Annotated in this window: 9 protein-coding genes; 5 read left to right on the top strand and 4 right to left on the bottom strand. The window is 72.7% G+C overall.

Annotation, left to right across the window (positions count from 1 at the left end; genetic code table 11):
* Positions 1-65: 65 nt before the first annotated feature.
* Complete coding sequence (locus EUA93_RS02180; RefSeq protein ID WP_129398349.1) at positions 66-926, top strand: glycoside hydrolase family 16 protein; 861 nt, start codon at positions 66-68, stop codon at positions 924-926.
* 27 nt (positions 927-953) lie between these two features.
* On the opposite strand, the gene EUA93_RS02175 is transcribed toward EUA93_RS02180, so the two are convergent.
* From EUA93_RS02175 to EUA93_RS02165, 3 genes are read right to left on the bottom strand one after another with little or no spacing between them, the layout of a single operon-like run.
* A complete protein-coding gene (locus tag EUA93_RS02175; protein WP_129398347.1) occupies positions 954-2,285 on the bottom strand; it encodes a hypothetical protein in 1,332 nt (443 codons plus the stop codon).
* On the bottom strand, positions 2,279-2,800 hold the full coding sequence (locus EUA93_RS02170; protein WP_129398346.1) for a SigE family RNA polymerase sigma factor: 522 nt from the start codon (positions 2,798-2,800) through the stop codon (positions 2,279-2,281). Before EUA93_RS02170 ends, EUA93_RS02175 begins: the two co-directional genes overlap by 7 nt.
* A 50-nt stretch (positions 2,801-2,850) precedes the next feature.
* On the bottom strand, positions 2,851-4,380 hold the full coding sequence (locus EUA93_RS02165; protein WP_129398344.1) for a hypothetical protein: 1,530 nt from the start codon (positions 4,378-4,380) through the stop codon (positions 2,851-2,853).
* 48 nt (positions 4,381-4,428) lie between these two features.
* Between EUA93_RS02165 and guaB the strand changes: the two genes are divergently transcribed.
* From guaB to EUA93_RS02150, 3 genes are all read left to right on the top strand, one after another.
* Complete coding sequence (guaB, locus tag EUA93_RS02160) at positions 4,429-5,931, top strand: IMP dehydrogenase (protein WP_129398342.1); 1,503 nt, start codon at positions 4,429-4,431, stop codon at positions 5,929-5,931.
* Positions 5,932-6,100: 169 nt separating this feature from the next.
* The gene (locus EUA93_RS02155; protein ID WP_129398340.1) at positions 6,101-8,083 is read left to right on the top strand and encodes a pre-peptidase C-terminal domain-containing protein; all 1,983 of its coding nucleotides are present in this window, start codon (positions 6,101-6,103) and stop codon (positions 8,081-8,083) included.
* Between the two features lie 282 nt (positions 8,084-8,365).
* A complete protein-coding gene (locus EUA93_RS02150) occupies positions 8,366-9,001 on the top strand; it encodes a TetR/AcrR family transcriptional regulator (RefSeq protein ID WP_165355031.1) in 636 nt (211 codons plus the stop codon).
* On the opposite strand, the gene EUA93_RS02145 is transcribed toward EUA93_RS02150, so the two are convergent.
* Positions 8,991-10,736 carry a CHAP domain-containing protein gene (locus EUA93_RS02145; RefSeq protein WP_165355030.1) on the bottom strand — a complete coding sequence of 582 codons (1,746 nt, stop codon included), beginning with the start codon at positions 10,734-10,736 and terminating at the stop codon, positions 8,991-8,993. The genes EUA93_RS02150 and EUA93_RS02145 overlap by 11 nt on opposite strands.
* Positions 10,737-10,877: 141 nt before the next feature.
* On the opposite strand from EUA93_RS02145, the gene EUA93_RS02140 reads away from it, so the two are divergent.
* Entirely contained in the window at positions 10,878-11,987 is a 1,110-nt protein-coding gene (locus tag EUA93_RS02140) for a GuaB3 family IMP dehydrogenase-related protein (RefSeq protein ID WP_129398335.1), read from the top strand.
* Positions 11,988-11,991 lie beyond the last annotated feature (4 nt).

Here is an 11,991-nt window from a genome sequence, read left to right as displayed (position 1 = left end):
TACTGTCGAGGAATGGAGCCGGGCCACTCGGGGTCCCGGACCATTCCCAGAGGAGTTGTCTGCCCATGTGGCACCTCGCACGCACGCACGCCGCCCCCCTCGCCCTGGCGCTCGCCGCCTCGGCCCTCACCACGACCGCCGTCGCACCCCCGTCGGGCGCGACCCCGGCCCGCGAGTCGGTCACCGGCACCGCCGGCGCCCAGCTCGCGCCGGGCGACCTGGTGTGGCAGCAGGAGTTCGACGGCCCGGCCGGCGCCGCACCCGACTACTCGGTGTGGAGCCACGACCTCGGCGCCGGCGGCTGGGGCAACGCCGAGCTGCAGAACTACACCGACTCGCGCGCCAACTCCGCGCTCGACGGCGCCGGCAACCTCGTCATCACCGCCAGGCGCGAAGGAGACGGCTACACCTCGGCGCGGCTGCAGACCAACGACAAGTTCGAGGCGCAGTACGGCCGGATCGAGGCGCGGATCCAGATCCCGCGCGGCCAGGGCATCTGGCCGGCCTTCTGGATGCTCGGCGGCGACCTGCCCGGCGTCCAGTGGCCGCAGGCCGGCGAGATCGACATCATGGAGAACGTCGGCTACGAGCCGCACATCGTGCACGGCACGATCCACGGACCGGGCTACTCCGGCGGAGCCGGCATCACGGGCCAGTACGTGCACCCGCAGGGCTGGTCGTTCGCCGACACCTTCCACACCTTCGCGATCGACTGGAAGCCCGACTCGATCACCTGGCTCGTGGACGGCGTCGCCTACCAGACCATCGACCGCTCGCGCGTCGGCGGCAACGAGTGGGTCTTCAACAAGCCGTTCTTCCTCATCCTCAACCTCGCGGTCGGTGGCCAGTGGCCCGGCTACCCCGACGGGAGCACCGTCTTCCCGCAGGAGATGAAGGTCGACTACGTCCGGGTCTACGCCAACTGACACGCCCACTGGCACCTACCCGGTGGGTCAGCCGATGAGCCGGCCGACCCACTGTGTGGCGCCGTTGCGCCGGTTCACCGGCGTGTGCCACATGAAGTCGCCGTCGGGTGCCGGGCCGCCGACGCCGAAGCTCGAGACCGCGTCGGAAAGTCGGAGCAGCGAGCCGTCCGCGAGGTCGTACACGTAGGTGCCGCCCTGCGCCCGGTCGTACGACGTGATGGTGACCAGCTCGTTGCCCGGTCCGGCGGGGCCGCCCTCGATGCCGCTGCCCTGGATCGTGGTGACGAGGTCGCCGTCGGTGGAGAGCACCTGGACGCGATCGTCGCGGACGCCGTCCTCGTAGGTGCCGCAGTACTGGCTCATCATGATCCGATCGCCTGACGCGCCGAAGCCGAGCAGGTTGCACCGGTCGCCGGTCCTCGGGTCGAACGTCGTCTCCGATCCCGACGCGAGGTCGCGCACGTGGACCAGGCCGGCGTCGCCGTTGGTGCGGTCGGTCCACACCATCGAGGTGTCGGTGAAGGCGACGTCGCCGACGCGCAGGCCCTCGTCCCGCGCGTCGGAGGTGTCGTCGAGCGACACCGACCACAGGTCGTAGGTGTCGCCCTCGGCATCGGCGTCCTCCGCCTCGCCGTCCGGCGCTGTCGGCCAGCCGCCGTCGGGGATCGCTCCCTCGGTCGCGGGGACCTTCACGTAGAGCCGGCCGTCGGGCGCCGACCGGGCGCCCCAGGCGTCGCCGGTCCCGGGCAGCCCGGGCCAGCTCGTCGCCGTCCACCGCTCGTCGGCCCGGTCGTAGACGTCGACCACCAGTGCGTCCGTCTCCCCGCTGGTCGGGAGGCGCAGCAGGGCGATCCGGTCGGCCGACAGCTCGACGGGCCAGAACTGGGCGCTCGGGTCGGGCAGGCCGTCGAGCCACGTCCTCTCACCGGTCACCGGGTCGAGGAGCGCGAACCGCGACGCGTTGGACCGGCCGTGCGGGCCGTCCCGGAACAGCACCAGTCCGTCGTCGGTGACGCCGTCGAGGTACTGGCCGTTGGCGGCGTCCAGGTCGTTGTTGGTGTACGACGTCAGCACCCGGTAGTCGGTGCCCTCGACCGCCGGCCGGGCGTCGCCCAGTCCGATGACGGGCCCCTCGGGCCGGGGCACGCCGGCGGCGGCCAGGTCGGGCGGGCTCGGGTCCAGCCAGGCCATCGAGCCCAGCGTGATCGCGCCGGCGGCCAGTGCCGTGCCCCCGATCGTCGCGGCCCGCCGCACTCTCACCCGTCGTCGTCCGGCACCCAGCACGGCCGAGACGTCTCCGTCGTCGTGCGGGGCGTGCGAGGAGGCCTCGCGCATCAGGTCACGCAGGTCGTTCACCATGAGACAGCTCCTCGGGACGGCTCGTCGGTCGACGAGTCCTCGAACACGGACCGGAGCGAGAACAGGGCGCGCGAGGTCTGGCTCTTGACCGTGCCCTCGGTGCACCCGAGGAGGGCTGCGGTCTGCTCGACCGACAGGTCCTCGAAGTAGCGCAGCACGACGCAGGCGCGCTGGCGCGGTGCCAGGTCGGCGAGCGCCGCCAGGAGCGCCGCCCGGTCGGTCACCGCCGTCGCCACGTCCTCGTCGGAGGCGAGCGTGGGGTCCGCCTCCTGCGGGCGCTCGGTGCTCGAGCGCCGGCGTGCGTGGTCGAGGAAGGCGCTGACCACCGCCTTGCGCGCATAGGCGTGCTCGCCACCGTTGCGCACCAGCCGCGGCCACCGGACGTACACCCGGACCAGGCCCTCCTGGACGAAGTCGGACGCCTGGTCCCAGTCGCCGCACAGCAGGTACGCCGTGCGGCGCAGCCGGTCGCGGGACGACTGGGCGAACTCCACGAAGGCCGCCTCGTCACGCACTGTTCTGCTCCATGCTGGTCAGAACGGGGCCAACCCCGCGGAAGGTTGCATCACTGTCCCCAGATGGTCCGGTAGGGCGTCGTGCAGTCGACGTCGAGCTTGACCGGGTCGACCGAGTTGAGCCGGTAGATCCGGTAGCGGTCGCACGCGGTGACGACGAACTCGTACTTCCTGATGAGCGACTGCTCGACGGGCATCGTGCCAAGCTCGCTCCACGTGTTGACGAAGGTCGCCTCGACGAACCAGGTGGGCGGGTCGGAGCCGGTGAGCACGTCGTGCAGGTCCTCCAGCCCGGGGTCGAGCGTGCGCATCGGCAGCGACCAGAGGTAGGGGTACGGCGACTGGGCGCGGCTGGCCCACTGGATGTCGGCCCGCCCGCCGTAGACGAGCACGCGGTCGCCCGGGCGCGCGGCCGCGGCGATCGCCTCGCCGGTGCGGACCTCGACCGGCACGCGACCGGCCACCCAGGCGCTCGTCCAGCCCACGAGGGAGAACACGCTCGACGCCACGACGAACGCGACCGCGGCCGGCGTCACGAGGTGCCAGCGCCGGTCGAGGTGCCCGTGCGCGACCAGCGCGGCCAGTCCCAGCGCCAGGCCGGGGATCGGCACGAAGAGGTAGGGCGTCCAGAAGCTCCCGCTGGCGGCGACCCCCAGGAGGTCGACCACCAGCAGTGCGCCGGTCGCGACGACCACGACCGGCTCGCGGCGCAGCATCGCCCGGAGCCTGGCCACGAAGCACAGGAGCAAGAAGAGCATCCCGACTCCGACGAAGATCAGCAGCAGCACGCTGATGCGGCCGGTCGCGCCTCCGGCGTTCGCCTCGATGACGCGGTTCGCGTCGGAGCGGAAGGCGACCACGACGTACCAGAGCGTCTGCAGCCGTACGCCGACCCAGAGCGCCCACCCGACCACGACGAGGACCGGCACGAGCGCACCGGCCGCGGCGGCCACCGAGAGGCGTACGACGTCGCGCCACGTGAGCCGGCCGGCCACCCCGGAGGCGAGGAGCAGCACGCCGCCGAACACCAGGCCGCCCGCGACGCTCTGCTTCATCCCGACCGCGAGCACGGCCAGCAGGCCGGCCCAGAAGGCGTCGCTGCGGGAGAGACGGCGTACGCCCCGCAGCGCCAGCCAGCACGAACCGAGCACGAGCGGGATGCCGAAGAGCTCGCCCTTCGCCCCGACCGAGTCGATCTGGGTGTTGGCGACCAGGGCCGCGGTGGCCACGGCGACCCACCCCGAGAGGCGTCGGAGGTCGGCGTCCTCGGAGACGCCCATCCGCACCGCCACCTCGCGCGCCGCCGCGGCAGCGGCCAGGACGAGGACGGAGCACGCGACCGCGCCGACGAGGCGGTGGGCGTAGGGACCGCCCGCCCAGTCGGTCAGCCTCATCAGCGCGATGATCGGCGGCGGCCGGTCCACCCAGTACCGGCCGTAGACCGAGTCGGGAGCCGGGTGCCACGTCTGCGCGACCAGCAGGAACCCGGCCTCGTCGGGTCGCAGCGGCCAGAGCAGGGAGGGGAAGCGAGCGAGGAAGGCGACGACGGCCGAGACCCAGACCACGCGCGCGAACCCCATCCCGACACTGTTCCAGAGCACCCATGAGCCGCCGGTAGGATCAGGGGGGTGGAGATCCCTGAGAAGTTCGCGGCCCTGGGCCTCACCTACGACGACGTGCTGCTGCTGCCGGGCGAGTCCGACCTCGCCCCCAGCGACATCGACACCACGACGCGCCTGACCCGCGAGATCTCGATCCGCGTGCCCCTGATCAGCGCCGCGATGGACACCGTCACCGAGTCGCGGATGGCGATCGCGATGGCCCGCGAGGGCGGCATCGGCGTGCTGCACCGCAACCTCTCCATCGAGGACCAGGCCCGTCAGGTCGACCTCGTGAAGCGCACCCAGACCGGGATCATCTCCAACCCCGTCACCATCGGCCCCGACGCGACGCTGGAGGAGCTCGACCGCCTCTGCGGCGAGTACCGCGTCTCCGGCCTGCCGGTCGTCGACGTCGACAACCACCTGCTCGGGATCATCACCAACCGCGACCTGCGCTTCACCCCGGTCGCGGAGTGGGCGACCACCAAGGTCACCGAGGTGATGACCGCCGAGGGCCTGATCACCGGCGCCGAGGGCATCTCCCGCGAGGAGGCCACCTCCCTGCTGCGCGCCCACAAGCGCGAGCGGCTCCCGCTCATCGACGACGAGGGCCGGCTGGCAGGCCTGATCACGGTCAAGGACTTCGTCAAGGGCGAGCAGTTCCCCCACGCGTCGTACGACGCCGACGGCCGGCTGCTGGTCGGGGCGGCCATCGGCTACTTCGGCGACGCCTGGGAGCGGGCCACGACCCTGGTCGAGGCCGGTGTCGACGTGCTGGTGGCCGACACCGCGCACGGCCACGTCCACCTGCTGCTCGACATGGTCAAGCGGCTCAAGACCGACCCGGCGACCAAGCACGTCCAGGTCATCGGCGGCAACGTCGCGACCCGCGAGGGTGCCCAGGCGTTCGTCGACGCCGGCGCCGACGCGGTCAAGGTCGGCGTCGGGCCGGGCTCGATCTGCACCACCCGGGTCGTCACCGGCGTCGGTGTCCCGCAGGTCACGGCCGTCTACGAGGCCTCCCTGGCCACCCGGCCGGCCGGCGTCCCGCTGATCGCCGACGGCGGCATGAAGCACTCCGGCGAGATCGCCAAGGCACTCGTCGCCGGCGCCGACGCGGTGATGGTCGGCTCGATGCTCGCCGGGTGCGAGGAGTCGCCGGGCGACGTCGTCTTCGTCAACGGCAAGCAGTTCAAGTCCTACCGCGGGATGGGCTCGCTGGGCGCGATGAGCAGCCGCGGCAAGAAGTCGTACTCCAAGGACCGCTACTTCCAGGCCGAGGTCGCCAGCGACGACAAGATCGTGCCGGAGGGGATCGAGGGCCAGGTGGCCTACCGCGGCCCGCTGTCGGCCGTCGCCCACCAGCTCGTCGGTGGCCTCAACCAGTCGATGTTCTACGTCGGTGCGCGCACCATCCCCGAGCTCCAGGACAAGGGCCGGTTCGTCCGGATCACCTCGGCCTCGCTCAAGGAGAGCCACCCCCACGGCGTGCAGATGACGGTGGAGGCGCCCAACTACTCGGGCAGCTGAGCCTTCCACCGGTCCGCGGAGAAACCGTCCTTCGGTATCTGTACGTGCCCCCGCAGCAGGTCTAGCGTCGGACCCTCAGGGATTCGGGGCCCTGCTCATGAAGTTCTTCCGTTCCAGATGTGCGAGCCAGGCCTCGGTCCGTATCTCCATCTCGGGAGGGAACATCCGCATGCGCAGAACCATCTCCACCGCGGTCGGCGTCGCAGCCGCCGCGTGCCTCGTCGCCCCAGCAGCCATCTCCGGGGCAGCGCCCGGTGAGGGCGAGGGGCTGACCCCCGGTCAGCAGGAGGCCCTCGACCTCGGCATCCAGGTCGCGCCCAAGGGCTCGGCCGACGCCACGCAGGGCCTCGCGAAGGGCGTCGTCTCGCCCAACCCGTGGCTGGCCAACATCCCCGACGTCGCCGACGCCGACTACTTCACCTGGAACAAGCGGATGCACGAGGCCGCCGACCAGCGCGCCGGCTCCGCCAAGCTGTCCGCCAACCGGAAGGCCGCCGCGTCTGTCCTCCCGCCGGCGTTCGTCCACGACGAGGAGGAGCCGGCCGGGAGCGCGGGCTCGAACGACTCGACCACCGACGCCGAGCCGATCACCGCCTTCGGCACCGCCGCCGCGAAGAACCCGCGCGTGCGCATCCTCGGCGAGCTCGCCGACCTCGCCGGCGCGGCACCGAGCGCGATCACCACCGAGGAGGACCAGGGCTCGATCACGCTCGCCACCGACACCGGGATCGACGGCTCCGGCGCCGTCACCACGACCTCCGTGCTCGGCGACGGCCCGCACGGCAGCATCACCGGCGACGGCAGCAACGACTTCGACTTCTACAAGGTCAACGTCGCCGAGGGCCAGTCGATCCTGGCCGACACGGAGGGCACGCCCACCGGGCTCGACACCGTCCTGGCCGTGTACGACGCCGAGGGGACGCCGCTCGCCGCCGACGACGACGGCGGCACCGGCGCGCTGAGCAACCTGTCCTACAGCCCGGAGGCCCCCGGCGACTACTACGTGCTGGTCGCGGGCTACGACTTCTTCGGCCCGCTCCCCAACGATCCCTTCGACTCCGGCAGCGGCAACGGACTGGCCGACGAGGGCGACTACGCGCTCGCCATCTCGGTCCAGGAGGTCGACCACGACTTCTACTCCGTGCGGCTGCGCCCGGGCGACACCATCGGCGGCGTCGCCAACGGCGTCGCGAACGGCCTGACGATCACCACGCCCAGCGGTGAGCAGCGCGTCGGCGGCGTCGGCACGGACGCCTCCTCGCTCTACCCGCCGACGTCACCGCTGCCCGGCGGCGGCAACACGGCGGTGGCCTACGTCGCCGAGGAGGCGGGCTGGTACGCCGTCGAGGTGTCCGGCGCCGTCGGCTCCTACGACGTGACCGTCGAGGGCTACCGGCCCGGCACCCAGGGTGACCGGGGTCGTCGCCAGACCGTGCTGCTCGACTTCGCCCCCGGGCGGGTCAACAGCGCGACGTGGGGTGGCACGGGCGTGGTGAACGTGACCCCGTTCGGCTCCTTCGTCCCGCTGTGGGGCATTGCCCGCACCGACGCCCGCAAGGTCGAGAACCGGATCGTCAACCAGGTCCGGGCGAACCTCCAGGCGGAGATCGCCGGCACCAACCCCGCGGTCAACGTCGACGTGCTTAACGCGCGCGGCAACGAGGACCTCATCGGCCAGGAGAACGTCTCGCGCATCTACGTCGCGGGCACGGTCGCCGAGACCGGCATCAACACGATCGGGATCGCGCAGTACATCGACCCGGGCAACTTCGGCCACCAGGACGAGGCCATCGTGCTGCTCGACTCGCTCAGCGAGCCGGCGGGGTCGGCGTACTCGCTCAACTCCTACATCACCGCGGCCAGCGACAGGATCAAGTTCGTCTCGCAGGCAGTGGCCAACGTGACCGCCCACGAGGTCGGCCACACGATCGGCAACTACCACACCGACAACGCCAACGACGTCCACAACATGATGGACTCCGGCGGCGCGAACTTCGGGCAGAACCTCTACGGAGTCGGCCCGGACGGCATCGGTGGCACGGCGGACGACGAGAACATCCAGTTCGTCGTCGACACCTACTCCCCGGTCGAGGGCTTCACCCACGAGGAGGACACCGAGAACGTCACCTCCTGGGCCTACGCCGGTCGCTGACCGCGCGACCCTGCAGGAGCGGCGCGGTCACCCGCACGGGTGGCCGCGCCGTGGCGCACCGGTCCAGACCAGGGGTGGATCGGCTGCGGTTCGTCCCCACTTTTGAATACGGTTGCCTCGTATCCAAATGGGGGAGGCCGGGATGGCCGTGCGTGGGGCACGGTACGCCGTCGCGGGGGCGACGGTCAGGGAATCCCAGCCCGGTCGATGCGTTCGCGTCGACGCTGGCCCACCGGGCCAGCGTCGACGGCGGACGCCATGACGTGGCCTAGGGTCGTCCGCGTGGAGGACCCGGACGCACCGACGCGTCGGCCGTACGACGCCAGCGGTCGGCGCGCCGCGGCCGAGCAGCGTCGTCAGAAGGTCGTCGACGCCGCCGCGGAGCTCTTCCCCACCCAGGGCTGGCGCGCCACGACGATCGCGTCGGTGGCCGCCGAGGCGGGGGTCTCGCCGGAGCTGGTGACCAAGACCTTCGGCGGCAAGCAGGAGCTGCTGATGGCGGCCATGCGGTCGCGGAGCTTCAACGAGGGGCTCCCGCTCCCGCAGGCGTTCGCCGCGATGAGGCTCGACGACGAGCCCGACCGCGAGGTGCGGCTCGACCGGATCGTCGAGTTCGTGCTCGCCTCCCTCGAGCCGATGGCGCCGTTCGTCCCCGTCATGGTCCAGGGCGCCGACCGGGACCCGCGGATGCGTGCGGTCCTCGACGCTGCGCGGGACGGTCACCTGGTCGCCACGCAGGACCTGGTGCGCCTGGTCAGCACGGGCCCGCTCGACCCGGACGCCATCGACGTGGTCTACCTGCTGACCCGCGCCGAGACCTACCTGACGCTGGTGCCGCAGCGCGGCTGGACGCCCGAGCGCTACACGACGTGGCTGAGGCGCGCGATCGACGACGCGGTCCGTCCCATCACGGGGTGAAGCCGGCGCGCTTCGGAGCACCCCGGCCGATCACGGCGTCCGCGGGTCGCGCCAGCAGGCGGGCCGAGGTCGTGCGACCGCGGTCGGCGACGACGTACGTCCCGGCGTTGTGCCGCGTCACCAGCCCGGGGGAGCGGGTGGGGTCGCCGGTCGAGCGCACCCGGCCGGGCAGCCGCGAGGCCTCGCCGGGGATCCCGGGCCGGACGCGGAGGGCGCCCGTGGTGTCGACGGCCGCGACGTAGAGCCTGCCCGCGACCTCGCCGACGGCCGGGGAGGCGTACGGCGACCAGCTGCCGTCGAGCGTGCGGGCACGGCTCCAGCGGTGGCCCGCGAGCGAGCGCACGACGAGCGTGCCCCTCGCGGTCACCTGGTGCAGCCAGGCCGAGCCGTCGCCGGCGCTGGTGAGCGCCGGGGTCGAGGTGATCGAGGCCGCGGCGCCGGGCAGGCGCACGAGCCGGCCGCGCCCGAGCGTGAGGGAGTACGTCGACCCGGTGCGGCCGACCGCGACCAGCAGGGTGTTGCCGGAGCGGTCGCGGCCCAGGACGGGTGCGGTGTGGGTGGCCCACGAGCCGGGCCGCCCGACCCGGGCGGGTCGGCTCCACCGACGCTGCTGGGTCAGCCGGCGGGTGGTGAGGGTGCCGGCCGGGGAGATGGTCGCGACGACCGGGCGGCCGGTGCGCGACAGCGCGACGGCGGGGCTCGCGGTGGTGGCGGAGGTGCCGATCGGGCGGAGCGCGAGGCGGTTGCCCCGGGTGGTGCCGGCCAGGACGCGTCCGGTCCGGGTCGTCGCGGCGACCCACGGCAGCCCGCGCCGGTCGAGCGTCAGGGCGGGGGCGACGACCGGGGAGAAGGCGCCCCGCGGCCCGGCCGCGCGTGCGGCCCTGCCAGGGCGGGCGACCCAGAGGGTGCCGTGGCCGTCGACGCGCGCCGTCCACGACTCGCCGAGGCGGTCCGAGACCGAGACCACCGGGCGGTCCGACCCGACCAGCGGGGACGGCGCCACGTCGTCGAGGTGCAGGTAGCGGAAGTCGCCGACCGGGACGGTGCGCGTGCCGTAGCCGCCGGGGACGGCGTGGTTGTACTCCTCGACGGTCACCGTGCCCGGTCCGATCGCGCTCACCCAGGCGACGTGGCCGACCCGGCCGTCGTCGGTCTGGGCGACCGCACCGATCGCCGGCACGTCGTCGACGCGGTAGCCGAGTCGACGGGCGACGTCGTCCCAGTTGCTCGCGTTGCCCCAGTGCTCGCCGCCGAGGGAGTTGCTGAAGGAGGTCATGCCGTTGCGCTCGTGCAGGCGCCACGCCACGAAGCTGGTGCAGTTGCGGAGCACGAAGCCCCACGGGTCGCCGATCGAGCCGTCGATCGCCCAGACGCGGCGCGCACACGTCGGCCTCGGCCCGCGCGGGTCGTAGAGGTGGCCCGACACGGGGTCGAGCACCGGCTCCGGCGCCGGCGGCTCGGTCTCGGGAGCCGGCTGACCCGGCTGACCCGGCTGACCCGGCTTGCCCGGCTTGCCGGGTGTCGGTGCCGGCGTGGGGGTGGGGGTCGGCGGTTCGACCGGCTCCTGCGCCACGATCGGGCACTGGCCCAGGCCGGCCCAGGGGTAGTCGTCCGAGGCGTGCGCGACCGCGACGGACGCGCCCCACAGCCCGCCCGCGATGCAAGCGGTCGCGAGCAGGCGCACGATGATCCGTCGCGGCCACGCACCACGGAGCCGCTTCCCCGTATTCCCCACGTCCTCGACGGTAGGGACGCGGTGTCGGGGCCGTGGCGTTTTTGCCGTGCCGTGGAGAAGACGTACATCAGGAACGGGCGGCTCGTTGCTCCCGGTCGACGGGATGGGCGGCCGGGCGAACGCCGCCGATAGGCTGAGGGGGTGACCGAGATCGAGATCGGCCGTGCCAAGCGCGGTCGCCGCGCCTACTCCTTCGACGACATCGCGATCGTGCCCTCGCGGCGCACCCGCGACCCCGAGGAGGTCAGCACCGCCTGGCAGATCGACGCCTACCGCTTCGACGTCCCCGTCCTGGCCGCGCCGATGGACTCGGTGATGTCACCCTCGACCGCGATCGCGCTCGGCCAGATGGGCGGGCTCGGGGTGCTGAACCTCGAGGGCCTCTGGACCCGGTACGACGACCCCACGGTGCTGCTCGAGGAGGTCGCGGGCCTCGAGGGTCCCGAGGCCACCCGGCGGATGCAGGAGATCTACGCCGAGCCGATCAAGCCCGAGCTGATCACCGCGCGCCTCAAGGAGGTGCGCGCCGCGGGCGTCACCGTCGCCGGCTCGCTCTCCCCGCAGCGCACCAAGGAGCACGTGAAGGCCGTCGTCGAGGCCGGTGTCGACATGTTCGTCATCCGCGGCACGACCGTCTCGGCCGAGCACGTGAGCAGCCAGGCCGAGCCGCTGAACCTCAAGGAGTTCATCTACGAGCTCGACGTCCCGGTCATCGTCGGCGGGTGTGCGACCTACCAGGCCGCGCTCCACCTGATGCGCACCGGCGCGGCCGGCGTCCTCGTCGGCTTCGGCGGCGGCGCGGCCCACACGACCCGCACCGTGCTCGGCGTCTCGGTGCCGATGGCGAGCGCCGTCGCCGACGTGGCGGCGGCGCGCCGCGACTACCTCGACGAGTCGGGCGGGCGCTACGTCCACGTCATCGCCGACGGCTCGATCGGCAGCTCCGGCGACATCGCCAAGGCGATCGCCTGCGGCGCCGACGCGGTGATGATCGGCTCCCCGCTGGCGCGGGCGACCGAGGCGCCGGGCCGCGGCTTCCACTGGGGCAGCGAGGCCACGCACTCCGAGCTGCCGCGCGGCGAGCGCGTGGCGTTCGCCCCGGTCGGCACGCTCGAGGAGATCATGTTCGGCCCCTCCCGCGTCGCCGACGGCACGATGAACCTGATCGGCGCCCTGCGTCGCGCGATGGCGACCACGGGCTACACCGAGGTCAAGGAGTTCCAGCGCATCGAGGTCGTCGTCCAGCACTGAGCGG

Source organism: Nocardioides oleivorans, assembly GCF_004137255.1.
Lineage (GTDB): Bacteria > Actinomycetota > Actinomycetes > Propionibacteriales > Nocardioidaceae > Nocardioides > Nocardioides oleivorans.
This window is presented reverse-complemented; position numbering and strand designations above follow the sequence as displayed.